This is a genomic window from Microbacterium horticulturae (assembly GCF_029094505.1).
Lineage (GTDB): Bacteria > Actinomycetota > Actinomycetes > Actinomycetales > Microbacteriaceae > Microbacterium > Microbacterium horticulturae.
Window position 1 is genome coordinate 3231548 of the sequence record NZ_CP119108.1, and the last position, 25066, is coordinate 3256613.

At 65.6% G+C, this 25066-nt stretch carries 32 protein-coding genes and 1 tRNA gene; 11 read left to right on the forward strand and 22 right to left on the reverse strand.

The genetic code is table 11. From position 1 onward, the window contains the following. Positions 1-15 precede the first annotated feature (15 nt). The 6 genes from PU630_RS15315 to PU630_RS15340 all read left to right on the forward strand — a co-directional run bounded on the left by PU630_RS15315 (position 16) and on the right by PU630_RS15340 (position 4586). Positions 16-1365, forward strand: coding sequence for an FAD-dependent oxidoreductase (locus PU630_RS15315; RefSeq protein ID WP_275277922.1), 1350 nt, complete (start codon positions 16-18; stop codon positions 1363-1365). Beyond that, the gene (gene fdxA, locus PU630_RS15320) at positions 1362-1682 is read left to right on the forward strand and encodes a ferredoxin (protein WP_275277923.1); all 321 of its coding nucleotides are present in this window, start codon (positions 1362-1364) and stop codon (positions 1680-1682) included. The genes PU630_RS15315 and fdxA overlap by 4 nt, the downstream gene beginning before the upstream one ends. 3 nt (positions 1683-1685) lie before the next feature. Continuing rightward, a complete protein-coding gene (locus PU630_RS15325) occupies positions 1686-2606 on the forward strand; it encodes an NAD(P)/FAD-dependent oxidoreductase (protein ID WP_275277924.1) in 921 nt (306 codons plus the stop codon). 108 nt (positions 2607-2714) lie between these two features. Continuing rightward, positions 2715-2951, forward strand: a complete 237-nt coding sequence (locus PU630_RS15330) for a type II toxin-antitoxin system Phd/YefM family antitoxin (RefSeq protein WP_275277925.1) — start codon at positions 2715-2717, stop codon at positions 2949-2951. Continuing rightward, positions 2951-3364, forward strand: a complete 414-nt coding sequence (locus PU630_RS15335) for a type II toxin-antitoxin system VapC family toxin (protein ID WP_275277926.1) — start codon at positions 2951-2953, stop codon at positions 3362-3364. The genes PU630_RS15330 and PU630_RS15335 overlap by 1 nt, the downstream gene beginning before the upstream one ends. Positions 3365-3809: 445 nt before the next feature. Then, positions 3810-4586, forward strand: a complete 777-nt coding sequence (locus PU630_RS15340; RefSeq protein WP_275277927.1) for a hypothetical protein — start codon at positions 3810-3812, stop codon at positions 4584-4586. A gap of 32 nt (positions 4587-4618) precedes the next feature. Here the strand turns inward: PU630_RS15340 and dcd are convergent, their stop codons facing one another. Together dcd and PU630_RS15350 are read right to left on the reverse strand one after the other, a co-directional pair. Next, the gene (gene dcd / locus PU630_RS15345) at positions 4619-5224 is read right to left on the reverse strand and encodes a dCTP deaminase (RefSeq protein WP_275277928.1); all 606 of its coding nucleotides are present in this window, start codon (positions 5222-5224) and stop codon (positions 4619-4621) included. A gap of 30 nt (positions 5225-5254) precedes the next feature. Further along, entirely contained in the window at positions 5255-6025 is a 771-nt protein-coding gene (locus PU630_RS15350) for a tyrosine-protein phosphatase (protein WP_275277929.1), read from the reverse strand. 74 nt (positions 6026-6099) lie between these two features. Here PU630_RS15350 and PU630_RS15355 point away from each other — a divergent pair, with 74 nt between their 5' ends. Then, complete coding sequence (locus PU630_RS15355; protein ID WP_275277930.1) at positions 6100-6768, forward strand: TetR/AcrR family transcriptional regulator C-terminal domain-containing protein; 669 nt, start codon at positions 6100-6102, stop codon at positions 6766-6768. 1 nt (position 6769) lies between these two features. Here PU630_RS15355 and PU630_RS15360 read toward each other — a convergent pair whose 3' ends face one another. After that, positions 6770-7618: an SDR family NAD(P)-dependent oxidoreductase gene (locus tag PU630_RS15360; protein WP_275277931.1), complete on the reverse strand. Its 849-nt coding sequence runs from the start codon at positions 7616-7618 to the stop codon at positions 6770-6772. A 239-nt stretch (positions 7619-7857) separates the two neighbouring features. Between PU630_RS15360 and PU630_RS15365 the strand changes: the two genes are divergently transcribed. Beyond that, positions 7858-7931: transfer RNA gene (locus PU630_RS15365), tRNA-Gly, on the forward strand. Positions 7932-9094: 1163 nt separating this feature from the next. Here the strand turns inward: PU630_RS15365 and PU630_RS15370 are convergent. The 3 genes from PU630_RS15370 to PU630_RS15380 all read right to left on the reverse strand — a co-directional run bounded on the left by PU630_RS15370 (position 9095) and on the right by PU630_RS15380 (position 12076). Continuing rightward, positions 9095-9769, reverse strand: coding sequence for a hypothetical protein (locus PU630_RS15370; protein ID WP_275277932.1), 675 nt, complete (start codon positions 9767-9769; stop codon positions 9095-9097). Between the two features lie 885 nt (positions 9770-10654). Continuing rightward, positions 10655-11236, reverse strand: a complete 582-nt coding sequence (locus PU630_RS15375; RefSeq protein WP_275277933.1) for a hypothetical protein — start codon at positions 11234-11236, stop codon at positions 10655-10657. Positions 11237-11317: 81 nt separating this feature from the next. Continuing rightward, positions 11318-12076 carry a DUF4839 domain-containing protein gene (locus tag PU630_RS15380; RefSeq protein ID WP_275277934.1) on the reverse strand — a complete coding sequence of 253 codons (759 nt, stop codon included), beginning with the start codon at positions 12074-12076 and terminating at the stop codon, positions 11318-11320. A 201-nt stretch (positions 12077-12277) separates the two neighbouring features. Here PU630_RS15380 and PU630_RS15385 point away from each other — a divergent pair, with 201 nt between their 5' ends. Continuing rightward, a complete protein-coding gene (locus tag PU630_RS15385; protein WP_275277935.1) occupies positions 12278-12775 on the forward strand; it encodes a hypothetical protein in 498 nt (165 codons plus the stop codon). Between the two features lie 16 nt (positions 12776-12791). On the opposite strand, the gene PU630_RS15390 is transcribed toward PU630_RS15385, so the two are convergent. Together PU630_RS15390 and PU630_RS15395 are read right to left on the reverse strand one after the other, a co-directional pair. Continuing rightward, the gene (locus tag PU630_RS15390) at positions 12792-13883 is read right to left on the reverse strand and encodes a hypothetical protein (RefSeq protein WP_275277936.1); all 1092 of its coding nucleotides are present in this window, start codon (positions 13881-13883) and stop codon (positions 12792-12794) included. Then, a complete protein-coding gene (locus tag PU630_RS15395; RefSeq protein WP_275277937.1) occupies positions 13880-14455 on the reverse strand; it encodes a DUF1643 domain-containing protein in 576 nt (191 codons plus the stop codon). The genes PU630_RS15390 and PU630_RS15395 overlap by 4 nt, the downstream gene beginning before the upstream one ends. A gap of 443 nt (positions 14456-14898) precedes the next feature. On the opposite strand from PU630_RS15395, the gene PU630_RS15400 reads away from it, so the two are divergent. After that, the gene (locus tag PU630_RS15400) at positions 14899-15441 is read left to right on the forward strand and encodes a hypothetical protein (protein WP_275277938.1); all 543 of its coding nucleotides are present in this window, start codon (positions 14899-14901) and stop codon (positions 15439-15441) included. A 130-nt stretch (positions 15442-15571) separates the two neighbouring features. Here PU630_RS15400 and PU630_RS15405 read toward each other — a convergent pair whose 3' ends face one another. The 5 genes from PU630_RS15405 to PU630_RS15425 form a co-directional block, all read right to left on the reverse strand. Then, positions 15572-16153, reverse strand: a complete 582-nt coding sequence (locus tag PU630_RS15405) for a hypothetical protein (RefSeq protein ID WP_275277939.1) — start codon at positions 16151-16153, stop codon at positions 15572-15574. A 483-nt stretch (positions 16154-16636) separates the two neighbouring features. Next, positions 16637-17005, reverse strand: coding sequence for a hypothetical protein (locus tag PU630_RS15410; RefSeq protein ID WP_275277940.1), 369 nt, complete (start codon positions 17003-17005; stop codon positions 16637-16639). Next, positions 17002-18279, reverse strand: a complete 1278-nt coding sequence (locus tag PU630_RS15415; protein WP_275277941.1) for a restriction endonuclease fold toxin-2 domain-containing protein — start codon at positions 18277-18279, stop codon at positions 17002-17004. The genes PU630_RS15410 and PU630_RS15415 overlap by 4 nt, the downstream gene beginning before the upstream one ends. Then, positions 18276-18593: a DUF5956 family protein gene (locus PU630_RS15420; protein ID WP_275277942.1), complete on the reverse strand. Its 318-nt coding sequence runs from the start codon at positions 18591-18593 to the stop codon at positions 18276-18278. Before PU630_RS15420 ends, PU630_RS15415 begins: the two co-directional genes overlap by 4 nt. Continuing rightward, complete coding sequence (locus PU630_RS15425) at positions 18590-18997, reverse strand: hypothetical protein (RefSeq protein WP_275277943.1); 408 nt, start codon at positions 18995-18997, stop codon at positions 18590-18592. Before PU630_RS15425 ends, PU630_RS15420 begins: the two co-directional genes overlap by 4 nt. Before the next feature lie 194 nt (positions 18998-19191). Between PU630_RS15425 and PU630_RS15430 the strand changes: the two genes are divergently transcribed. Further along, a complete protein-coding gene (locus PU630_RS15430) occupies positions 19192-19377 on the forward strand; it encodes a helix-turn-helix domain-containing protein (RefSeq protein WP_275277944.1) in 186 nt (61 codons plus the stop codon). 45 nt (positions 19378-19422) lie between these two features. Here PU630_RS15430 and PU630_RS15435 read toward each other — a convergent pair whose 3' ends face one another. The 9 genes from PU630_RS15435 to PU630_RS15475 all read right to left on the reverse strand — a co-directional run bounded on the left by PU630_RS15435 (position 19423) and on the right by PU630_RS15475 (position 24842). Next, positions 19423-20700 (reverse strand): type II toxin-antitoxin system HipA family toxin, encoded by a 1278-nt coding sequence (locus tag PU630_RS15435; RefSeq protein ID WP_275277945.1) that lies wholly within the window; start codon positions 20698-20700, stop codon positions 19423-19425. After that, positions 20697-20993 (reverse strand): helix-turn-helix domain-containing protein, encoded by a 297-nt coding sequence (locus tag PU630_RS15440; protein ID WP_275277946.1) that lies wholly within the window; start codon positions 20991-20993, stop codon positions 20697-20699. The genes PU630_RS15435 and PU630_RS15440 overlap by 4 nt, the downstream gene beginning before the upstream one ends. 626 nt (positions 20994-21619) lie before the next feature. Then, positions 21620-21967, reverse strand: a complete 348-nt coding sequence (locus tag PU630_RS15445; RefSeq protein ID WP_275277947.1) for an antitoxin VbhA family protein — start codon at positions 21965-21967, stop codon at positions 21620-21622. A 61-nt stretch (positions 21968-22028) separates the two neighbouring features. Further along, complete coding sequence (locus PU630_RS15450; RefSeq protein WP_275277948.1) at positions 22029-22187, reverse strand: hypothetical protein; 159 nt, start codon at positions 22185-22187, stop codon at positions 22029-22031. A gap of 9 nt (positions 22188-22196) precedes the next feature. Then, complete coding sequence (locus tag PU630_RS15455; RefSeq protein ID WP_275277949.1) at positions 22197-22370, reverse strand: hypothetical protein; 174 nt, start codon at positions 22368-22370, stop codon at positions 22197-22199. A gap of 270 nt (positions 22371-22640) precedes the next feature. After that, a complete protein-coding gene (locus PU630_RS15460) occupies positions 22641-22925 on the reverse strand; it encodes a hypothetical protein (RefSeq protein ID WP_275277950.1) in 285 nt (94 codons plus the stop codon). Positions 22926-23076: 151 nt separating this feature from the next. After that, positions 23077-23577: a hypothetical protein gene (locus PU630_RS15465; RefSeq protein WP_275277951.1), complete on the reverse strand. Its 501-nt coding sequence runs from the start codon at positions 23575-23577 to the stop codon at positions 23077-23079. Positions 23578-23773: 196 nt separating this feature from the next. Next, positions 23774-24103 (reverse strand): hypothetical protein, encoded by a 330-nt coding sequence (locus tag PU630_RS15470; protein ID WP_275277952.1) that lies wholly within the window; start codon positions 24101-24103, stop codon positions 23774-23776. Between the two features lie 463 nt (positions 24104-24566). Next, positions 24567-24842, reverse strand: a complete 276-nt coding sequence (locus PU630_RS15475; protein ID WP_275277953.1) for a hypothetical protein — start codon at positions 24840-24842, stop codon at positions 24567-24569. Positions 24843-25066 lie beyond the last annotated feature (224 nt).

The window sequence follows — 25066 nt, forward strand, 5'->3', positions numbered from 1 at the left end:
GAAAGGCACCCTGACGTGACGAGTTCTGCTCCCCTGCGTGTGGCAATAGTGGGCTCCGGCCCCGCCGGCATCTACGCCGGCAACCTGCTCAGCAAGGCCGTCGCCGAGAACGGCGGCACGGTGGCGATCGACCTGTTCGAGTCGCTGCCGGTGCCCTACGGGCTCATCCGGTACGGCGTCTCACCCGACCACCCCCGCATCAAGGGCGTCATCGACTCGCTGCACCACATGCTGGGCGACGGCGACATCCGCTTCCTCGGCAACATCGAGGTCGGCCGCGATGTCTCGCTGGACGAGCTGCGCGAGCGCTACCACGCGGTGATCCTCGCGACGGGCGCGCTGCGCGACGCGGCCCTGGCGATCCCCGGCATCGACCTGCCCCGCTCGTACGGCGCCGCCGACTTCGTCGCCTGGTACGACGGCCACCCCGACGTGCCGCGCACCTGGCCGCTCGACCAGACGCAGGTCGCCGTCATCGGCAACGGCAACGTCGCGCTCGACGTCGCCCGCGTGCTCGCCAAACACGGCGAAGACATGCGCACCACCGATGTGCCCGACAATGTGCTTGCGGGCCTGGAGGGCTCCGCGGTCACCGACGTGCACGTGTTCGGTCGGCGCGGCCCCTCGGGTATCAAGTTCACGCCCATCGAGCTGCGCGAGCTGGGCGAGGTGCGCGATCTCGACATCATCCTCGACGACGCCGATTTCGAGCTGGATGCCGACACCGTGCCCGCCAGCAACCAGGTCAAGGTGATGCAGCGCATCCTGGGCTCGTGGCGCAGCCGCGAGGTAGGGCAGGCGTCGCGCCGGCTGCACCTGCACTTCTGGCATACGCCGGTCGCCGTGCTCGGTGACGACGGCGTGACCGGGCTGCGTTTCGAGCGCACCCGCCCGGGTGTCGACGGTGCGCTGGAACGCACGGGCGAGTTCCGCGAGTACGCGGTCGGCGCGGTCTACCGCGCGATCGGCTACTACGGCACGCGGGTCGAGGGTGCGCCGTTCGACGAGGCGCGCGGCGTCGTGCCGAACACCGAGGGCAGCGTCGAGCCGGGCCTGTACGCGACCGGCTGGGTCAAGCGCGGCCCGATCGGCCTCATCGGCAGCACGAAGTCCGACGCGCTCGAGACGATCGGTCACGTCGTGGCCGATGCGCAGGCCGGGTTGCTGTCGGCGCCGGTGGACGGCGACATCCTCGACCTGCTCGCCGAGCGTGGCGTGCGGAACACCGACTGGGCCGGCTGGCTCGAGCTCGACGCGCACGAGCGCGCCCTCGGCGAGAACCACGAGCATCGCCGTGAGCGTGTGAAGGTCGTCGACCGCGACGAGCAGGTCGACATCGCCGGGGCCGGGGTGCTCGCGCTGTGACGTACGTCATCGCGCTGCCGTGTGTCGATGTCAAGGATCGCGCCTGTGTCGACGAGTGCCCCGTCGACTGCATCTACGAGGGCGAGCGCTCGCTCTACATCCACCCGGACGAGTGCATCGACTGCGGCGCGTGCGAGCCGGTCTGTCCCGTCGAGGCCATCTACTACGAGGACGATCTGCCCGAAGAGTGGGCCGACTACTACAGGGTGAACGTCGAGTTCTTCGAGGACCTCGGTTCACCCGGCGGCGCTCAGAAGCTCGGCCCCACCCACGTCGACCACCCGCTCGTGGCCGCATTGCCACCGCAAGGAGAATGACGGATGTCGGAACTGCAGGATGTGCTGGTCATCGGCGGCGGCCCCGCCGGCCTCTCCGCCGCACTCAACCTGGGCCGGTCGGTGGCCGAGGTCACCGTCGTCGATGCCGACCGCCCGCGCAACGCGGCGACGCTGACGGTGCACGGCTTCCTCACTCGTGACGGCATCGCGCCCAACGAGCTGAAGAAGATCGCGCGCGAAGAGCTGAACGCCTACCCCACCGTGCACTACCGTGCACGGCAGCGGGTGTTCCGGCTCGGGCGCGACGAGGGCGTGTTCGTGGCCGAGATCGGCCAGCGCCAGGCGACCGACGTCGTCTTCGCGCAGAACGTGCTGCTGGCCACCGGTCTGCAGGAGACACTGCCTGCCGTGCCCGACCTCATCTCGTACTACGGCATGAGCCTGTTCAGCTGCGCCGCCTGCGACGGATGGGAGCAGCGCGGCCAGCGCCTGGGTCTGTTCGGCGCCGCGGACGACCTCGCCGACCGCGCGCGGCTCATCTCACACTGGACTGATGCGTTAACCGTCTTCACGCACGGCGCTGCCCTGATCGATGCGGTGGCCGAGGCAGAGCTCGTCGCTGCCGGCGTCACCGTCGAGCGCACGCCCGTCACGGCCCTGCACGGCGAGAAGGGGCACATCGAGCGCGTCGAGCTGGCCGATGGCCGCAGCATCCCTCTCGATGGCGGATTCATCCGCCCCGAATGGAGCGTCGACCTGTCGTTCCTCGATGGAATAGTGCCCGACCGCGACGAGAACGGGCACCTCGTCACCGACGGCTCGGGTCGCACGAGCGAGTTCGGGCTGTACGCCGCGGGCGACATCACCGACGGCGCCCAACAGCTCATCGTCGCCGCCGGTGCCGGCGCCCGCACCGCCGCGGTCATCGTGCACGACGCCGTCGGGGTCGTGACCTCGCACTGACGCCGCTGCGCGGCATCCCGCCGGTCCGGGACGGACCGGGTGGATGTCGCAAGCGACGCCCTCTTCGCCGGCGTTGAGCGTCGACTAGTCATCGACTAGTCTTGGTCCATGAACAGGGTCAGCGCGTATGACGCGAAGACGCACCTGTCCGCACTGCTCGAGCGGGCCGCGGCGGGCGAGTCGATCACGATCACCAAACACGGCCACGACATCGCGCGGCTGACGCCCATCGAGTCGCGCCCCGAAGCTGCGGAGATCATCGAGGCGGCACGCCGGTTCCGCGCGTCGCTCCCCCACCAGCCCATCGACATCCGAGAGCTCATCGAAGACGGGCGCCGGTACTGATGCCGCTCGTCCTCGACACCTCACTGACACTGGCGTGGCTGCTTCCCGACGAGGCGAGCGACGCCGCGGAGGCCGTGCTGAGCCAAGCGCTCACGGGCCGTGAAGCCCTGCTTGCCCCGAGCCTGTGGCTGTACGGAACTGCGAATGCCCTCGTCAGCGCACGGCGGCGCGGCCGGCTGACAGACGCACAGGTCACCCAGACCGTCGAGCTCCTCGAGGCGCTCGACGTGCAGACGCCCGAACGGCCGGCTGCACGTGCTGTGCTCGTCGCGACGTCACTGCGCACGGGACTGAGTGCGTATGACGCGAGCTACCTCGTGCTGGCGGAGACGTCCGGGTGCCCCCTCGCAACGCTCGACGCGAAGCTCGCACAGGCCGCCCGCGACTCCGGCGTCGAGGTATTGGGCGGCTGAGGCGGCATCCCGCCTCTCGCCGAGAGAACAACTGCTCGCCGAGAGCAGGGGTATTCCCCGCATCCTCGGCGGGCAGACGTTCTCTCGCCGTCTGGCGAGGCCGCTCCACAGCGCCCTGCCGCAGCCTCCGGGCCCGCAGCCTCCGATCGGTGAGGGTGCAGCGGGTGGACGAGAGCGTAGGTGCTTCCCTACTCCTCGGCGACCAGCTGCACCCTCACCGTCGCCAGGAGATACGGGATGCCGCTCGCATGCGTCACCGCAGCCGTTGCGTTCACAGCCGCTCTTCCGCACGGAGGCCAACGGGTGTAAATTCCGTGCCACACGCGCCCGAGTGGGATCGAGCCCAGGGGCATACGGCTGGGGGTGCCCCGGTCTGAGCGTTCGAGCGCCCGAGGCAGGTCGGCTGCATTCCTCCCAGCACTCCATATGGATGAGAGGTCCGCTGATGAGGAACATTCGGGGGAAGATCCTGGCGATCTTCGCCATCACTGCGGGAGCGCTGGCGCTCTCGTCAGCACCGGCGCTCGCCGCGCCGGGCGGAGGGGCATACACGTGTACGGGCGGCGAAGTTCCCTCCGGCACGTATTCGAGCATCATGGTGACCGGGCCTTGCAGCGTGGCGGCAGGCGCGACGATCACCGTGAAGGGCAACGTCACCGTCACCCGCGGCGCGATGTTCGACGCGCAGACCGCGCCGGCGACCATCACGATCGGCCACAACGTCACGGCGCTCAAGGGCTCGATGCTGGGTCTGGGCTGTCAGCCGCCGGAGCTGGTCGGAAACTCGGCGCACCCGTGTGCCGCCGATCCCGCCGGCCACTCCACGATCACGGTGAAAGGCAACGTCACCGCGACCGGCGCCATGGCGGTTCTGCTGAACGGCATCACGGTGCACGGCAACGTCACCGCGGTCGGCGGCGGCTCCGACGAGATTCCGTGGTCGATCAAGAACAACGTCGTCGATCGCAACATCACCGTCACCGGCCAGACCACCCAGTGGGTCGGCGTGATGTTCAACCGCGTCGGCGGAAACGTGACGCTGATCGGCATCACGTTGCACGACCCCGACCCGGGCGCACCGGGCGTCTACATCGTGCAGAACAAGATCGCGCACAACCTCGTCTGCCTCGGTCTCGAACCGGGCGTCTCGGGCGGGTTCGTTCCCGGAGCCGTGAACGTCGTCGGCCACAAGGCCGTCGGCCAGTGCACGGCGCTCGTCTGACGCGATCGACGCGGGTGCTCGGCGGCTGCGGTTCAGCCCCCGAGCGCCCCGTCGGAGCGCGCGCCCACGTTCGTGACGTGGAAGTTCTGGAAGGACCGGGATGCCGTCGGCCCGCGCTGCCCCTGATACCTGTTGCCGTACGGCCCGGTGCCGTAGGGCGACGATGCGGCCGATGAGAGCTGGAAGAAGCAGAGCTGACCGATCTTCATCCCCGGCCACAGCTTGATCGGCAGCGTCGCGACGTTCGACAGCTCGAGCGTCACGTGCCCCGAGAACCCGGGGTCGATGAAGCCCGCGGTCGAGTGGGTGAGCAGGCCGAGCCGGCCCAGCGACGACTTGCCCTCGAGCCGCGCAGCGATGTCGTCGGGCAGGCTGACCTGCTCGAACGTCGAGCCCAGTGCGAACTCGCCGGGGTGCAGCACGAACGGCTCGTCGGGCGCGACCTCGATGAGGTGCGTGAGGTCGGGCTGATCGTCGGCCGGGTCGATGAACGGGTACTTGTGATTGTCGAAGAGGCGGAAGTACCGATCCAGACGCACATCGACGCTCGACGGCTGGACCATGTCGGCGTCCCACGGCTCCAGCGCGATGCGCGCGTCGTCGATCTGTCGGCGGATGTCTCGATCGCTGAGCAGCACGTGGCTAGCCTACCGGCGCGCGATTTCTGGTTACTCCACGAGCCGGGCCCGCAGCATCCCGAACTCGTCGTCACTGAGTCCGCCGGTGCGCAGGTACGCGGCCGATCCGCCCTGGTCGTCGACCCAGGCGAGCATGGCGCGCATGGCGTCGGGCGGAGTCGCCGTCACCAGCGCGACGATCTGCGGCAGCATCGGTACGCCGGTCTTCGCGACGCCCTGCAGCATCCGCTCGGCCCATTCGCCCGACAGGTTCTGCTCGCTGACCGCATAGTCGGCCACGATGGCGTCGCGCTCGGCGCCGACCGCGTCGAGCAGCAGCGCGGTCGCCACGCCGGTGCGGTCTTTGCCGGCCGTACAGTGAACGAGAACACCGGGCTTGCCCTCGTCGGTCGGGGCCGCGACAAGCCGGGCGACGCGGGCGAAGGATGCCGCGGCCCCGTCCAGCATCCGGATGTAGAGGTCGCCGAGGGTGGGGATCTGTTCGAGCACCGCGCGCACCGCCTCGGTCGACATGTCGGCGGGTGCCCCGATCCCGGGCGCAGCGCCCTCGAGCACCGAGAGGTGTTCAGTGTCGAGCCGGCGCTCGGGCAGCCGGTCGGGCGCCGCGGAGCGCTCCGCGCCGGTGCGGAAGTCCACGACCGCCCCGATGGGGCTGGCGTCAAGCTCGGCGAGCCCGGCGTCGGTGATTCCCGACAGCGCATCCGAACGGTAGAGCACACCGGCTCGGGTCTGCCCGCCGCCGGGCAGCGGCATCCCACCCGTGTCTCGCGAGTTGTAGGTTCCGGCGAACAGCGATGTCATGCGGTCTCCTCGGGTTCGGTGATCACGCTATCGGAGCGTACGGTCGAATGATGGGCGCAGCGACGGGAGAAGCGATGGGCGAGGTGAGAGCGGCACGGCGCGGACGCGGCGTGAGCGTCGGCCTCGACCGCGACCGCATCGTGGCTGCGGCGCGCGGGCTCGACCCCGCCACAATCACGGTGCAGGCGGTCGCCGACGCGCTCGGCGTCGACCGCAAGGCGGTGACCTATCACGTGTCGGGGCGCGAGGGGCTGCTGCAGCTGCTCGCCGACGACGCGTTCACGACCCGGTTCGAGGTCGTCGAGGTTCCCGCCGACGCCGATTGGCAGACCGGCCTGCGGCTCATCGCGGCGTCGATGCGCGACATCCTGCTGGGCGCTGGAGCGGCCGTCAGCCACATCCGTTTCGACCCTTCGACGCGCGCCGCGGCGCTGCGGCCGGCCGAGATCGTGCTGGCCGCCCTGGTGGACGCGGGTTTCGACGAGGCCACGGCCGTGCGCGCCATAGCGCTGGTCGCCGATGTCGCGATGGCACACGCGCGCGGCGTGCTGCTGAACGCGCGCGCCGGCGGTCATCCGCAGCGCGCCGAGTTGCACGAGGCGCTGTCGACGATGGATGCCGCGGCCAGCCCCTATCTGCGACGGATCGACGACACCGGGTTCTCGACGTTCGACGAAGAGCAGTTCGCGTTCGACCTCGATGTGATCATCGGCGGGCTTCAGGCACGACTGGCCGCGCAGTAGTTCAGAGCTCGTGCTCGATCGCGCGCCAGACGCGGCGGGCAGCGACGGCGTCGCGCAGTCGGCGGTACAGGCGCAGCCGGCGCGGGTGTCCGCTCAGCTGCAGAAGTCCCCTCGGTCCGTAGAAGCCGCCGGACGCGGCATCCACCCCCAACGCCGCCAATGCCGGCTCGGCGGCCTGCGCGGGCGGATTGCCGAGCCGGCGCACCACCGCGTCGACGAGTCGGTCGGGCAGCAGGGCGCGCAACGGCGCGGCGATCGCGGTCGCCGGCGCGATGCCCGGATGGCACAGCGCCACGTGCAGGCCGGGCTCGCGACGAGCCAGTTCGAGGCCGAACAGTCCGAGCGCGAGCTTCGACTGCGCATACGCGCGGAACGGGCCGTAGCGGCGCTCGCCCTGCAGATCGTCCCAGTACAGGCGCCCGACCGCCGCAGCGAGACTGCACTGCACAGCGATGCGCGCGTTGCCAGCGTGAAGAAGGGGAAGGATGCCGCGCACCAGCGCCGCCTGCGCGAGCAGATTGGTCTGCCAGTGCAGCTCGTATCCGTCGGCGGTGAGATGCCGGGCACGGTCGCCGAGCAGCACGATCCCGGCGTTCAGCACGCACAGATGGATGGGCTCGTCGAGGCTCACGGCGAAGGCTCGGACGGAGTCGAGGCTTGCCAGGTCGAGGTCTGCGACGGTGCTGCCGGGGATGCCCGCGGCGATGCTCTCGCCCTTCTCGCGGTTGCGGGCGGGCAGGATGACGCGGGCCCCGCGCTCGGCCAGCGCCTGGGCTATCTCGAGCCCGATGCCCCCGGTCGCGCCCGTGACGAGCGCGGTGCGTCCGGCGAACGGCTGGTCGAGGGTCACCCGGCCATTCTGGCGCGTGTGCAGGGTGAGGTGCGTTGTGAGGCGACGGCGCGTTGTGAGCGCGGCGCGTCGTGGGGCCGTGGCGGGTTCAGAACTCCATCGGTGTGGTTGTTCGGAGGCCATTTTCGGGCTGCGCGCGGCCCTACCGGCGCACAGTGGATGAGTTCTGAACCATGCGGGCGGGCGAGGGCCGCCGCGCGGAGCCTGTTATGCTGGCCGGAGCGCGTTTCGGCGCGTGCGGGGCTGTAGTTCAATGGCAGAACTTCTGCTTCCCAAGCAGACAGCGCGGGTTCGATTCCCGTCAGCCCCTCCAATGTGGATTCTCACGCAAGATGAGACTTTCTCGGGATAGATGAGACAGTTCCCGCGCTCATGCCTGCCCATATAGGCCGCGATTGGCGGCCAGCCTGAGGGATTTCGCGAAGACGCTTGCAGGGGCCGATCCGGACGCAGATATAGCCTGGGAGCAGCCGTCCGTCCCGCGGAACCGACTGAAGATGACGTCGAGCGAATTCGGACGTCTCACTAAACTCGTGGCAAGTCGAGACCGAGCACTGCTGCTTTGAAGGACGACAACGAGGAAGTCAGCGCCGCCCACCACTCGTGGTCACCGGATCGCTGATCCCTGCTGTGCTGATGGGCCCTTCGCGGTCGCGGACGACACCGGTAGCGCCAACCACTGCAGGAAGGGTGAACCACTGCCGTACGCACCACCGCCGGCCGGAGTACTCCCGGACGTTCGCGAGTCACACGGCTGAGCCGACTATGGAGAATCTCGCACTCACGCAACAACCGGCGCACTCTCAGGACTGAGACCGGCCGATATCTGTAGACCGCTCAGCGCTCTCGCTCCACACTTCGGTTCCGCCACCAACAGTCGACGAGCTCGTGAACGCGAGCACGACCGCAAGGAACCCCAAGAAGATCGGCACCGCAGCTCGAACAAGTGTTGAGAGAGCCGTGACGGGCAAAAAGGGCGTCGATATGTCGGGCGGCACACTCACCAGAGCCACGAGCACGGCGATCGTAACCACAGCCTGCGCCAGGAGCGCCCATGCCGGTGCCCACCGCGATCTCGCCGGCAAGTGCGTCGCCCGTCCGATCCGAACCACCACCACCACCAAGGAGATCGCCAGGGTCACCAGGCCCAACGGGCTGGCAAGGCCAAGTGGAACCGTCGCCCGGTGCAGCAGCCCATTGTCTGGACGATCGAGAGCGCGAGGATCCAGCTCGCAAGAACGAAAAGCGCAATGGTTCCGAGACGCCGGCCGCGGAACAGATTCTGCGCAACGTGACCATTCAGAGCCAGCACAGCCAGGCCTCCCGCGTAGAGGGGCATCGTCGTCCGCTACGCCCTCGCCTCCACGACACCGCCGGTGGCCGTGAGCCGGTACGAGCTTGGCAAGGAACCTTGCAAGTCGTATATCCGCCGCCCCGGCAAGCCCCGCGTCCTTGGTTTGCAGGGTTGGCTGGGCGTCAGGTTAGCTGGCCACCCCTGGGCTCAGACGACTCAGCGGGCTTGAGTTCGCGATGCAAGTTGGCCATCTGCGTCCATAGCCATGCATTCAGCTCGCCAGCTTCTCTCCCATAGTCAATGACGAGGTCAATGAAGGGAACGTTGCTATCTAACGATTCCAGGTATCTTCGCGCAGGCCCTCGCATGTCCTTGTAGGCGAGAAGTTCGTCCCGTCGAACGACGATGTCGAGCAGGCGACCCTCGTTGCCGAAGTAGACGCGGGTAGCCCAAGGAAGGTGCTCGTGGTGGAGAACATGTGCACGTAACCGCATCAGAAGTGGGCCAAGGCCTCGCCCGCGAATTGAGGCGACTCGATCGTCATACTCGGACGCAGTCGCGGTCCCGGCGTAGTGACTTATCGTGTTGCGAGAGATGTCCACGAGAGTGGCCACCGAAGCCAGATAATTCAGCGTCAGGCGATTGACTTCAAGGTCAACCCCGTCCTTCACCTCGTTTCGTCGTTCACCTGACGAGACGGCCTGCAGGTACTGGAAAGCGAGCTCACCGGGAAAGCAGATCCTACGGAAGTACTCGACGAGAGCTTCGGTATTTAGCGACATGACGTTGTGTGCCATGAAGAAGTGTTCCCAGATCTCGATGGCTTCATGAAAAGTGGGCCGCGCGGCGTTGCTCATGCGTTCAGTCTCCATGACGAACTTGGATTGACTGACGGCTTGACCGACCCGCTTCCTTTTGAGTCGCGACAGTTGCGAGATAACGTGGCCGCGGAGCGGCCCTTGACTTGAATCTGCAACATAACTCGGGGGCCTGACCACCCTGTCGGCGGCAAAGGGATCACGGAGCGATTCCGCGGCAGGCGCGCCGCGGAGCGGCGCTCGGCTGCGCTGCCGAGGAGGCATGGAATGACAGCGGTGTGATTTCCTGCTAGAACGGCTGGTGAACGGTAGCTGGCAATTACAGAGACAAGCACAAGCGCACCCTTTCGCACACCTCGATGCGAAGCCGAACGCGACCGGCTCCGAGAGGGACGCTGGCGGCGCCCCCTCGAGGCGCTCCAGAAGAGCTCACTCGCCAAAGAGAAATGAGAACGTGTTCCTGGCGAACGTCGCCGCCGCCGCGACTCTGGATCCCGACGGTGATGCGAAGACGATCTCTCGTCGTCATCAGGGACGGATGCGGGGTCGCTAGCGGTTGAACCTGTGAGACGAGAGAGCAAGAACCCTCGCCCATGGACAAAGCTCAGGCGAGTGCGGGGTACTCAAGACGACAGCTAGTACGGGGGTGACATGACGAAGAAGATTCGCCGAAGGGCGATGCACGACGTGTCCCCAGCGAAGCGGAACGTCGTACCACAGCACGGATCCGCGTCACAGCTGATCGCACGAGCAAGGTCGATACGCCTAAGTGGATCAAGGAGCTCGCGAAGGCGTTCTGAATCGATTGGCTGGCTGGCGCCGGCACATGAGCTTAGAGTCCCTCCGGCACACGTCGGAGGGACTTCTGTTTGCGTGCGCGCGCCCGCACACAACATGGAGCGGATCGAAGAACAGACCAGCGCGTCACCACGCCGGCAGTTTGTCGTCGCGCCAGCGATGCCCCAGCGGAAGTCCCACGCGATCGCTCGCGGCCAGCTCGTGGTATCGCGGCGGGAGCAGCACGGGCGCATCGCCTTCGTCGGTGAACAGCAGGTCCCACCGGTTCTCGTAGTTCTCGAAGGTCGGCAGGTAGACCCGCGAGCTGCTCACCGGCGCGTTGCGCTTGCCCGCGGGCACGCCCTCTTCTGTCAGCCAGTCCATGTGCGCGATCCATGCGGCTGCGGCGACGTGCGCACGCGGTAGGACGAACAGGCGCGGCGCCAGCTCGAGGTCGTGGGGCACTGCGACCATGACGAAGTATTCGCGCTCGTGTGCGCTGTGCTTCTGCGACTTCTCGCCCAGCGGCCAGTTCGTCTGCAACCAGCTGTGCGTTCGCGCTGTCTTCACCTGCACTTCGATCATCCGCCTGTCCTCGCCGGTGTGCACAGCGAGGATGTCCGTGCGTTCGAGTCCGTCACGGGTGAGCGCCGGTGCCCAGCCGCGCCGAGCGAGCTCCGAGGCGACGAGGTGCTCGCCGATGGTCTTGGTCTGCTTGGTGTCAGCCATGGGTCCGACTGTATCCACAGCGGCGGTCGGTCTGATGGCTATTTGCCGGTTGCCCGTACTGCTCGTCGACGGCCCCGTGGTTCAGCGAACCTGTGTTGAGACCGGCTCCAACAAGAACAGTAGAGTGTCCTCCTCGTATTGCCCGACTCGTGCGACCACGTGCACGTTGTCCCCGATGCCAATCGTGTCGGGAACCTTGCCAGTGAAGTGGAGATCGTTGGTGACATTCACGTCCCGGTACTGGAAGTTCGGTCCGCCGTTGGAGTGCTCTTCGCTATAGTCACCGTTCGCGATCAGGATGTCGTAGCGCGTGGTGTAACTTCCGTGTGGTGCCATCGCGGCGATGTTGCCGTCGAACTCGATGACCTGGCCCGCGTGCTCTTCGGCGAACTTCTCCACACTCTGCCCGTCCGCCGGACCGCTCAGCAGGGATGCGAGATCCTCGCTGTTGTCGACCGTCAGTGCAGGCTCTTCTGCAGGTGCGCTCGATCGAGCTTCGTCGGACGACCCCTCATCGGAAGTCGCAGCGCTCTGGGCCGACGATGCAGCACTCGAGCTGGAGGCGGGCGCTGCCTCAGCATCATCGTCACCACTCAGGTTCACACCGATGACGATGACGATCGCGAGAACGACGAGAATGCCGCCCAAGATCGCGAACAGCCGCCACGGGGGCTTCGGTTTTGGGCGGCGAAAAACGAGTTGGGTTCGAATCTTGCCCGGGTCCTGGCTGACCAGTTCCCAGCCGTCCTTCTCCCACTTCGCGATCGTCATCGACTCAGTCCCGCGAATGGTGTTCACGGTCTTCGTCTCGAACTGCACCTGCACGTCTGTATCGGCCATCAAGGCTCTCTCCCCATATCCCCAAGAGCACTTGTTGCCACAGGGCTCTCAGGAGCCTATCAATGCGCGTGCCCGCCTCGTTCGTTCTCGAGGCCGCGCACTCAGGTTTCTGGTGCTTCCGTTGCGATTCGGCGTCCCGGTCAGAGGCGAAGCCTCGCGGCTCCGATCGGACCCGGACCTGAATCGGCTCGGACGGCCTGTTTGATCCAGTCCCCATGCCGATACGATCCCTTCAGGGAGAAGGGGCCACCCGTGGGGGATCAAACAGCACGTTTCGAGTCGCATCTCGACGCGGGCGCAGACATCGCGTACCGCGTCCTCGTCGCCGTTGGAGAGCGCGACTATCGCGTCAAAGAACGCAATGATGCGCGCAGAGAGATGGTCCTGAAATCCCACGCGTCTCGTTTCACTTGGGGTGAGCGGATCATCGCGCGGGTTATCCCGGAGAGCCCGGGGTGTGCGCTGCGGCTGGAGATCTTCGGTGCGATGCACACACCCTTCCAGGTGAGTGCGAACCAGCAGGCGGCGAACGATCTGTTCGCATCTGTCGCCGAAGGTCTCCGCGCGATGCCGCGTGCGCGATCAGAGATCGTCATCATCTACCGCCGCGGCGACGGTTCTCAGGCCGGCGTCACCTGCGACCAGGCGACCTATTCGCGGCAGGTCGACCGGATCCTTCCCGCGGATACACCGTCGTGAACGTGAGGGGATAAATCTACTCACGCTCGGGAATCGGCAGCGCGTCACTTACCGGCTGTGTCAGGTGGCGCTGCTTCATAACCTTGTCAACTCCCAGAAGGGCAGCAAACCTGACGGCATCGCGACCACCGTTGATGCGGTTGAGCGCGAACTTCGGAGGGATGCTCTCCAGCAGCTTTTGCTCACGTTCTGACGGATAGTCCGATCTCGCAGCAAAGATGCGGGTGGTATCCAGAGCCCGAAAGCTGTCGATCGACAGGATCGAGGTCTCGGGTGTTCCCCAGATGAGCCGGTCGAACTGCTTGGTCCCACGCCAATGATCTTGGATCCGCGCCTTCACACCGCCCAGCTGCGTCGTGCAGCCAACATAAACCTGGTGGTACTCGTCGAGCACCATGATGTAGAGGCCCGGCGTGTACTCCCACTTCCGGAGGTCAAGGACCTCCTTCATGCCTCTCTGACTGGTGACGGCCCTCCTGAGAGCACCCTCGAACTCGGTGTGATCCAGCGCTGCGAAGTACGCCATGTTCAAGTCATAGTTCGCCAGCGCGTTCAGCCGCTGCTCTGCGCACCACTCGTCGGTGTAGATGCGGTGCTCGGCATCTTCGTACCTGTCGTCCACGCTGTCCCAAAGATCCGGATCCAACTCGCGGCTCCAGCGAGGCAGCGACGACTTCTTGTTGATTTGGGCGTATGTATCACGGGAGATGCGCAACCCGAGCTTTGCACTGCCGCGGATCTTGAGTCCGAAGTGCAGCGCGCTCTCGATGGGCTTCCGCCCGGACGCCGGGACGGAGACGGGCACGCCCCATGCCTTGCGCGTACGTCTTCTCTGCCATCGATGCCAGACGAGTGCATGACCGGCGTCGCCGAGCGCCGTGAGCGCATCGTTCGCCTCGGCACCAATCTCGACGTTGATAATGCGCGCCGGGTCAAACTCATCGCGCTCGGCATCGGGGATCCGTGCGAGAGTCTCGAGCTCCCAGGGAGCTGCCTGCAACACGACGCACCCGTCGTCAGCGAGGAGCTGTCGCAACTCGTCCGCATCCTGCGCTGTGGGCGCCCAGACCAGAGTCTCGCACGGCGTGGTGATGATCTCGAGAATCATGGGCGTTCCGTGATCGGAGCCGCCAGGTAGGCGTCCATGTCGAAGGCTGTGAGCGCGGTGATCCCCGAACGATACAGGGGGTGCCAGGGATTGCCGCTCGTGGTGAGCTCACCGAGCGACAGCCACCGGCAGCCCGCCGCAGCGGTCATCTGGACGATGTCGTACAGAAGCACACGCAGGTACGGCCGCTTGGTAATTACATTCCCCCAGGCGGCGAGCAGCGTCGTGCGTCCTCGGATCATCTCGCTGATGTGGCGTTCGTTCTCCACCTTCAGCTCCGGCAGGTACTCCATGTGAAGCCCCTGCGGGTCGGTCGATATTTGCGGGTAAACGTTCAGCATCGTCCAGCTGTCATAGCCGTTCCTTGTGGCGAACTTCTCGACGCGCTTCACTGTGTTATCCAGCGCACCCGGCTTCGCGGTGGATGGGTTGATTCCGAAGCACACCAGCGGGTTGGAGCCGACAGTGCCCAGCACGAAGCGCGCTGTGCCGTCGGCAGAGTGCTCGTAGATCCACCGTGCGGTCTCGCCCGTCATCAACTCGCCGCTGACACCTCCCAGCGATGTGTTCATTCGCAAGGACCCTATCCCTTCCCTGCAGCCACAACCGCCCGGGCCTTCTCGCGCTCGGTCCACTTGCGCCAGGCCGAGTCGTCGTGAGGGTGTCCGGCCACCCTGTCAGAATCCTAGGGGGAGGCATCGAGTAGCGTGCCGCACCACCCAACCCGCCGTTCGATGGAAAGCTGTGACTCATGGATCGCGGCTGTCTCCTCTGCGGAGCACGCCCAGCAACGAAGTCCCATTTTGTGCCCCGCGCCATTCGAGAGGCGCTGTCAGACGGACCCCGCTCATTCACGATTCTCACCGAGGTGGCGCCGTCAATGCCGGTCACGGGACGGACGGAGCGGTCATTCGGCCGGGGAACATTCGATACCCAGCCGCAAGTTCTGTGCGCACCGTGCAACAACGCATGGATGGCGCGCCACGAGGACGTCGCCGGTCCTCTCCTCGCGAGGATGATCACTTCCACGCGGCCATTCGCGATGACAGAAGACGAGGCGGAGGCGATCGGGACATGGGCATTCGCGGCGATGATCGTCAGATCGGCCACGGACAAGGCGATCACTCCGCTCACGCGAGAAGCCATGGAACGCTTTCGCGCCCGGGGTATCCAGCACATGGATGTGGAAGTTGCAGTGTTCACGCTCGCGAACACTCGCGCGTTGTTTGATCGTGCCGCGGTGGGCTCAACCTACATCTACGACACGCTCTCACCGGACCAGAACGCTGTTGCGCTGTTCTTCCTTCACACGATCGTCGTCGTTGTGGGAACGGGTGAATGGTCGAATAGGGTGCGCAGAACGCGTCATGTGAACAAGCCGGCTGTCGCCGTCGGCTGGCCATGGCAACGAGATGAATCAGGGTGGCCAACCCATTCGACAATGCTCGACGCAGCGTTGATGCCCAGCCTCGGGATCACCGATGTCGAAAGATCAATGTTCGTTCCACCGTCCGTGCCCCGGGGACGTATCAGCCGGGCGCTGATCCGAGATCTGTAGTCGGGATGACCGCGGACTGCACGCGGCGCTTTCGTCGAGCGGCCGGCGAACGATCTGCCATTGCGATACCGCTCGAACGTCTCCTCTGTTGTCTTTAGCATCGCCGGCTGCGCTCGTCGGTTCCAGCCATCTACCTCGCATGGCCCGCCCCGGGATACCCGTCGAGGTATCGCCGGTACATCACTCGGCCGCCGAAGACGTCCCTGACCTGCGTGCCGACGACGTGCTCGAGTTCCGGAGCCGATGCCCCCTCGAAGCCCCATCGGTTCTTGCCCTCGTCCCAGGGCTGCGCGGAGGGGAACCAGCTGTCGATTCGGTACGCGCCTCGCACGATCCCGTGTGCGACGCCCAAGCAGTATTTCGCCTGTTCCCGGACCCCCGAGGTGATCTTCCAGTGGCCCCGGGTCATCTCGTAGATCTCGCGCTCCGTCGAGTCAGCGCGCCAGCCGTTCTGGATCTTCACCATGATCACCGGCGCGTCGATCGGAGGACACGGCTCCGCGCGGAGCCGCGCGATCGTTGACGGCAGCGACGCCAGACCATGAGTCCCGGAGTCATGACCGCAGACGAGATTCGTCAAAGGGTGCCCATCGGCCGCGAACGCGTCGATGACGGCCTGCTCGACGACAAACGCCGCAGCCTCATCCTCGATCCCCGTGCGCAGGAAGAGAAGGTCGACCGACAGACCGCTCGCCTCGATGTCGTTGATCATGCGCAGCTTCGCCCGCTCGGACCTCGAGATCCTTCCCTGCCTCCCGGGCGTGCGCGTTGATCCGGTCACCTATGCCCTTGCCGACGTAGAACACACGCCCCCGCGCGGATCACGCAGGGCATACACGTAGTAACGAAGCATCGCGGCTACTTCGCCGGGGATGCGGAGTGCGTCGGGCATGAGCAGAGACTAGCTACTCGACAAGCTCGACGACCAGGGTCCGCACGATTGCTACGCCGCCAAGGACATACACCATGGTTGAAGCCGCACGTTCCTTGCGCACCAGATCACCACGCGACTTCACGAGCGCGAGCCAGCGGCGCCGAGCAGCTTCGCAGGAGCCAATACCTCGCGCTCGACTTGCTTTGGGCGGCGGTAGTTGGTCAGGGAGAGAGACCGGGGAAGAGGCTGCAAGTTGCTCCGGCTTGCGCCCCGGCGTGTTGGTCGCCGCGAGGTCAGGACAGTACCGTCCTACCGCTCGATTTAGAAATCGCCCTCAGATATGTCGCGCCATCCGGTACGAATCTCTTCAGCCGTGATGCCAGGTGTCAAGTCCACGAACACGTAGCTCTCTGGCTGCAACGCGACGATGCGCGGGGCATCAACAGGCAGAGCCTGGCGTACTGCCACTGCCACCTGTAAATCCTGAACTTCCGTGCCCTCGGAGTCCAACTGCTTGTCATTCGGGGCGACCACCTGGAACGGAGGCTCACCTGGTACCTCCACATTGATCTGGAAGCGGTTCTCTGAGGTGTGGAGTTTCACGTTGTCCGTACCGAACTGCGCCCCCAGAACACGGAGGAGCTCTTGTGCGCTCAGCAAGGACGAGTTGTCAATCGCCGAGATGATCATCGGCCATCCCCTTCAACTCGAATGTTCCAATCAATCGGTCTTTCATGGCCCTGTACTGATTGCGCAAATAGCTGCTCAACCCTTTCGCTGAGGAAATCGCGAGCAGCCGGTGTCGATACCACAATATCAAGACGCGTAAGAGGTGTGTTCGAATCGGAAATTGCGGCGGCATATCGGGTGATCTCGTCATCGAACTGCGTAAGGGCTCGATCAGCTACGAATGCCGGGGCTGTTCCCTCATACACGGCCGAACCTCCCGGGTTCATAACATACTTGGCCTCAACAGCGACGCCACCGGTTCCTGGGTCATAGCGGAGACCATCTGCCCATACATCCTCTCCGGGAGGCCCGATTCTGTATTCAGTGGGTCCTGCGTGCTCGCGCTGGAATTCTCGAGCCGCCGGCTTCCCGTAGTTCGCCTCGCGAGAGGGCCGGGAGTCGCGATAAGTCTCGAACTCCGTGCGAGTCGGTACGCGGCGAGTTGCTGCAACAGGCTCAACGTGCGTCGCCGCGCCCCCGTGCAGCCGGCGGCTGATGTCACTGACGGCCTTCTGCACGCTGCCGCCGAGACGGCCCAGAAGCCGCTTCAGTTCTGTGAGCGCGTCGATGATCTTCGGGATGACGTGCCCGATCTTGGCGACGAGACTGGCGACCTTCGAGCCGATCTGGGCCAGGGCCACGGGTGTGCCGATGCCGAGCGTGATCGCTGCTGTGGCCGTGGCGGAGATCGCCGTGCCGACGACTTGCGAGAGCGCGTCTCGAACGACGTCGTGGACCATCTGCACGAGCGTGGAGGCGATCTGCAGTCCGGTCGACATCGCACCGGCCCAGGTGCTCGCGCCGCGCAGGTGTGCGATCATCCCGTTCGCGTGCGTGAGATAGGCGTCCACGGTCGCGCCCGACAGATCGCTGAGATCACCCAGCGATGACTGATACCGATCGGCGAGACCCTCCAGATGCGTGCTCGCATTCGCCCACGTGCCGGAGAACGCAGCGACATCGGCGGCGTCCCCGGTGAAGTCGTCGAACCAGCCCTTCAACGGCTCGAAGTGCTCGATCAGCCACCCGAGCCCGTTGGCGATGAGCGTGCCGATCGGATCGATGACAGCCGCAACGGTGTCCAGCGCACCAGAAGCGACCGAGAGCGCACCGGCGCCCCAATCACCGGACTTGATCGCGTTCGCGATGTCGTCGGCGTCCTGGACGAGGAATGTGCCCGAGAACGCCGAGGTCGAGTCCTGGGCAGAGGCGACCAGCGGGTTCGCCGTGCTCACTCGAGCCCTCCGCCGAGCGCGCGCAGTACGGCCTTATGCGATTCCTCGAGTTCCGAGTAGTCCTCGACGGTATTGCGGAGTTGTCGCTGCGTCCGCTCGAGCACCTGCCTCGATTCGCGTGTGTGCGAGGTGATCACGTTGCTCACAGCATGCGCCGGTGGCGCCATCCACGCGCACAGGAGCCCGAAGGCACCGCCGCCCAGGTTGACGCTGTTCACCGCACTGAGTGCAGTGTCCACGTCGTCAGCGAAGCCTGCGACCTTCCGTGCGTGTGCGAGGAGCACATCCGCATCAATCGCGATGTTGCCCGTCACTTCAGACCACCCTTGCGACCGCCATGCTCTTCCAGATCGGTGTCGAGCTGTGCTTCGGTGAGCTTCACGATCGGATCGTCCTCGCCGAGGAGCTCTTTGGAGATCGCCAGCGTCTCCTTACGGACATCGAGGGTCGCGGCGGCGATGAGGTCCAGCACCTCGCGCGAGACTGCACGTCCCCCACGGGAGAGCGCTGCGTCCGTGATGTCCAGCACCGTCAGCACGCCGCTGGAGTCGACCTCCACGGCGATATCGCGCTGCCGGGAGACCACCCGGGCACGTGCTTGCGCGATCTGGTCTTGCAGCTTCGGCAGCACCGTGGCACGCGCTTCAGCCCGTTCGACGTCGTCGCGGATCTTGGCGAGCGAGTCCTCCGGGCTCTCGAACACCGACGGCACGTCCACGACGGAAACGATAACGCAGAGCGCCTACACCCGCGCAACAGGCGCTGAGAAGACCGTAATCTATGCCATCCCAACATCCGGCGCTGCGCACCCCGACAGCCAGGTACGAGTACCCTGGCGATATGGCCCGGAACCCGTCTGCCGCGGCAGCCCACATCGGCGCGCTGATCAGCACAGCACGCAGAGCACGATCGATGTCCGTCGACCAACTGGCAGCGACGTCCAGAATCGACTCCTCGAACATCCGGAGCTACGAGTCCGGGCGCGCCCTCATGAGCCTGCCCTCGCTCGTGCGCATCGCAGAGGCGCTGGGCGTCGAAGCGGGAGAGCTGCTCGACGGGGTCAGCGCTGAGATGTTCTTGACGGAACAAGAGCGCTAAGAGCGAGAGCGCTGAGAGAGTACGGGCCGGGTCGAGCGGACGGACTCAGCCGCGTGCTGACCCGTTTGTGCGCGCAGCGTCCCTCAGGCACGCGTCTCCCTCGCCGAAGGATGCCTCGAAGAGTGCGAGGTACGAGGTGGCGATCCCATTGCGCACGGCGACATCCCGCCAGGAGCGCAGAGCGTCCGCAACGCGCAGCAGCTCGTCGTCGGCTTCCTGCGGTGACAGCCTGCAGGCAGAGGCGAGCTCACGCAGTCCGTCGGCGGAACGCGCCAAGTCATCCGCGCCGGCGATTGAGGTCTGCCGGAGCTTTGCCTCAGGGTTGGGATTGACATCGAACACGGGGCTCAGGGCCCACCCTCCGCGGTGGCGAAGCAATCCGTGGTTGCGGAGGTGGTCGTCGGTGTTGTTCAGACCCACGTTCAGTACAGCCCGCCGGAACAGCTGCCGCAGGTCTTCGCTCGCCCGTGCACTGACCTCATCGAGGGCCTCGGCGATCTCGACGTAGTCGCCGCCGTCGCCATCGCGACGCTCAAGCAGCGTCATGGCGCTGATGTAGCCGACTCGGTGCGCATCGTGCGTTCGGTCGAACCGCTCCAGAAGCAGGACAGACCGGCCGCCGACGCGGGCAAGCGAATGACGCGAGGTGTCGATGCCGGCGGCGGCAGCCAGATCCAGCGCGGTGGTCTCCCACGCCATAACATCCCACTGGTCCTCGTGGTGCGGGAACTTCGCGATCAGCTGACGATCGTCGTCGCCCATCACGGATGCCTTCGGTCGTGCGCCGCCGAGCGACCCGGTGCCGGCCGACAGCAGGGCCTTCACCGCCTCGTAGTCGTGGTGGTCGCCATCGCCGGACACGGCGTCCGAGGCGCGCAGCAGGCGGGGCAGGCTCAGGAGCTTGGGCACGCCGTGTCCGGCGCCGAGGAACACCGGGTCGTCATCTGTCCGGAAGCGCAGGGCGCCCTCGCGGGTGATATCGCTGACGCCTGTCAGGAAATCAACGTCATCGAGGGCGCGCGGCCTACGGGACTTGCTCAGCGCGTCGGAGCGCTCGCGCGCTGCGACGAGTCGGCGACCCCAGCGGTCGGGTGCGCTGTCGCTGAATGCCCCCGGCAGCCCCGTCGACACGTGCTGGCTGCCGGAGACGAGATCCAGCGCCGGATCCAGGGCATATGCACGGGGATGCGCCAGGTACGACGTCTCGTACTGGAACGTCGAGGACGCCAGCTCTCCGCGGCTGCGGTGGAAGTGCACGCGTCCTGCGAAGAGGGTCTCGCCTTCCACGTCGACGTGCACCTGAAGCGCATCAGGATGGATCATCGCACTCGCTTCCTCCCCAGGAGTCCGGCGCGGGCGCGGCCGAGGTCGGTCTTCAACGGGTCCAGGGACTCTGCGAGCGTGTCGAGGATGCCCAAGGCACGCGCGACACGCAGCACCACGTGGAACGCGACAGAGGGATCGCCCTGCTCGAGCTTGCGGAGGGTCGTGCGCGAGATGTCGGCTCTGTCGGCGACCTGCTCGGTCGTCAGACCCAGGATCTTGCGCCATCCGGCGAACTGCTCGCCCATCTCGGCGGCAGCACGGGTCACCTTCACCGGCAGCTGCTCGGGCATGGCACTTCCTTAGAACCGTACTGGACAGTTATGTGTTTATTATCCCATGTATTGGTCAGGATTGCGACCATTATTGACAAAGCCCTCGCTCGTGCGCATCGCAGCGGCGCTGGACGTCGAGGCGGGAGAGCTGGGATCAGCTAAGAGATATCCGTGCAGGAGCAGGAGCGCTGAGCGCCTAGACCGCCCGACCCTCCTGTGAACTCTTGTGTACTTGGTGTGCCTCTGTGTATTTCTGGGGCGCCCGCTTCTGGGCGGCCGGCATCCAGAACGCGAGTCGATGGTCGAGGCTCTCCGGCTTTAGCCGGGGAGGAGTCAACTCCCGATCGATCCTTGTGCCCGCCCTGGGCGTTCCTCGCGGACCCGTGTGAACGCGCATCAGCGCCTTCTTCGGATCCTCGACTGGTGGCGCGGCGGTGACGATGGCGGAGAGTTCCACGCTCGGCATCAGGCCCCGACGAACGCGGTCGCCGCGGACAGCACGCGAGGGGCTGCCTCGTCGAACACGTCCTCGTGAAGCACGCGCGCCGGGGAGCGGTCACCTAGGTGGGGATTCATGCCCTGGAACCAGGTAGGAACTACAGCCTCGCCTTCGCTTTGGCCAATGAGGGTGACGATGCGATGAGTCAACCGCAGGCGTTCCACCGCCGAGGGGACGGCTTGCGACTCCCCTCCACCCATTCACGCACCGTGCGAGTCTCAGAGAGGCCCGCGATGTAGGCGACGAGTTTGGCGCCCAGCGACTTGCGCAGGTCATCGACGATCTCCGGGAACAAACCAGGTTCTCCGCTCGTCATTCGATTCGCCGCGGTCTCGTCGGACTCTTGTGCCTGGCGGATCGCCCGCGCTTTCGCGCGCTCGACAGCCTCCTCTGCAGTCATGTCTGATTCGACGAACTCGCGGATGTAACGGAGCCTCTGCTCGTCCGGCGCGAGACCGTCAAGCGCCCAGCTGGCGATGGTGTCGATCGCCAACTCACGACGGCGTTCGCGATCGGTCCTGCGCGCCTCGGGATCCTCGGGATCCTCGGGTCGGTCACTCATCGCCGACTCCGCCGATGAACGAGGCCACGGCGTCCACGACCTCTTCGTGCCGGTCTTCACGGATCGCGGTGATGGGCGTTTCGTCGTGCAGGTGAGGATTGCCGCCGATGAACCACTGGCGGGCGACCTGGTGGCCCTCGGCGGCCGCCACCCGCGTCCATCAGTGGTACGCAAACGCCAGCCGCCGCTGAGCATGGATGTCGGGCGTCAACCCATAGTCGAGAACCCACTCCGTTGGCAGCTCGCGGTTCGCGGCGCCGGCCAGTGCCGCGACGAGTGTGGGCCCGAGCACCGCGTTTAGCGCACGAACGATGTCGCGGGAATTCGTGCTCACGTTGTCACCAGCGCGTTCCATCGTTCGCCTCCCGCTCAGCGTCGGCCAGGGCCATCGGATCGGATGAGCAACGTGCCCTTCGCTCGCGCTCTTCACGAACGTCACGACGAGCACGCGCACGCGCCCGCTTCGGGTCTTCAACCGGCCGTTCGAGGTAGCTCGGTTCCGGCTCGCGCAGCTTGACTGATCCCATCGTTTCCCTCCTGTGTGCATCAGCGGCACCGCGTCGGAACATTCCTTGGCGGTTGCCCGTCATCTCTCTGCGCTGCACTATCCGCTCCCATGTGCATGGTCGATCTCTTCGACAGCGCCCGCCCACACCCAGCAACGATGCTTGCGCCCTCCGGCCTCAAGCTCGATCCCAACAGCCTGCGAGGTCCAGCGGCAGGCGATCGCGTCGACCTTGACCGGAGTCCCGAACCGCACCCATGCCCGTACGTGGCGTTGAGGGCGGGGGTCCATGGTCAACGGCATCCGGTCCAACTGAAGCTCTTCCGGAGTCAGCGACTGCAGCGGACCATCGTGTGCGACGCGATCGAGGATCTTGGCTGACATACCCGCATCGATCGAGGACGCGTACCGCTAGTTAGAACCCATCACCGACCTTCAACCCGATCGCCCCGGCCGATCAGACGGTTATAGTTCCGATCACCTCCGCTTCCGCTCGATGGGCGTTGCGGTCCTGAACTCGTTCATCACCATGGCTCTATACATCTAGGCCCCACGCCGCCCGATCGAAGTCTGCTTCGACGAGGGGGAGGTCAAGGTCAGAAAATGCGAGCCGGATTCGGTCGACCGGCGCGCCCGCGCCCTCATCTCGGATCCGCCTGACGACGTCGGATGGCCACTCCGAGGGCCGACCTGGCGGCGCAATCGAGGTCATCTCAGACTCCACTTGCACGACGAGCACCACGTCCGATGTCCGGCGCCGAGTGCCAGTGTAGATGCCGTCGCCCGGGTCGTCTCGGTCTTCAATGTTGTCCTTCCACCAGAGCACTTCACCGTTCCCCGTCACCGAGTCGAAGCTGAAGCCACGAACACCCGTGAGCGGCTGCCCATCGAGGAGCATCGCGTTCTCACCGACGCGGTAACGAGTGACGCGAGGCGCCCGATCCGGATCAGTGATGACTTCGTACACCGAGCGGCTGCGCGTGATCACGTAGTAGGTCCCAGTCGGGGACCGTTCAGTGAATGGCAGATCAGTCATGGTCATTCCCTTCGAGATGCACCCAGTCCTCAAGCCGGCGCATGTCGACCGGGAGAAGCCCCTCGCCCTCGGTGGTGCGAAGCAGGAGCCGTTGCGGCGTCGCTAACGGACGCCTGACTTCGTCGTCCAGCCATGCGACACGCGCAGGTTGCAGTTGCTCGATGAGCAGCTGCAGCGCTCGTGTCTTCCACCAGGCTCAACTGAACGATGAGAACGAGACATCATCGTCGAATCGCTCGTTGATGACGGCGCCGCCCGAGCGAGTCCGTACTGTGGGATGCTCCGCGCGATGCGCGACCATTCCCCCGAGACCAAACAGCTCCTCGAGCTCATCTAGCAACCATGGCCGTTCGAGCCACGTCGTCAGCCACGCACCCTCCACGCCGGGCAGCGAGAGGACCTTCCTGATGCGGTCGAGAACGTCCGGACGCCAGTTGATCGGCCACCCCTCGACCTGGCCGGTACGAACGCCCGCCGTGACGTAAAGATCGAAGCCGAAATCCTCGCAGGCGATGAGTGACCACATTGGCCGCCCCAGCAAGGGGCAACGAGATGCGATCCTCGCTCGCCCCACCCCAGAACTTGGCGCACTTCTACGGGAAAACGCTGGGCGCCTGAAGTTCTCGAACGGCGAGTACATGGTGTTGCTCGCGGCTGCGCAGCTCGCGCGACCCGAGTTCATACCCGAGCCGTCAATCCGCCGTCCCGGCCGAGACCACACGCTGCCGAACATCCACGACGGTAGGGACGCGATCCTAGCTAAGCCCCCCATCGAGTTGGGTCGTCTCCTTAAGAGCAGAGCACGAGACGAAGGTGTGAGTTATGGCGATTACCTAATCATGATCGTCGCAGACGCCTTGGATGGCGTTGACTCACGCCCCGACGTCGAAGACGGTACGGCCGTGAGGTTGAACGCACGGGATTCCCAGGCAGACCCACAGGCGCGTTCTCCGTGTGCGTGGGGACAGCAGAGCGCTACAGGCTCACAATCAGGTCCCGAATAGCGGCCACAGGAGAATGCCCGTAGTCACGATGATCGTGAGCGCCCCCATGACCGGATTCGTAAGGACATCGAGCCACCGAGTGACGGCGGGGTGATGCACCCACTTGTCGAGATACGGCCTTCCTAGCCAGCGAAGTGCTCGTTGAACGCCGGCACGCCGGCCGTCGCGACCAAGCCGCCAGAGATCCGCTGTCAGCCACAGTGCGAACACAGAGAGGCCGACGATCACCGCGTACTTGGCGATCTCGCCGAGTAGGCCCATGAGCGCAGCATTTGCATCAAGGGGCGCCCCTTGAGATATCGCGCGCGAGCCGGCGAGGCCGCCAAGGAACGTTGACAATGCAAGGACCACGGCAGCCGTCCCGTAACGACCGAGCCACGAAAGTCGTAGGAAGAGGTGACTGCGCTCTCGAAGCGGGACCAACGGCATGGCTCCCAGCAGCGACGCAGACGTCGCAATGAAGCACAGGACGGCTATGGCGAGGA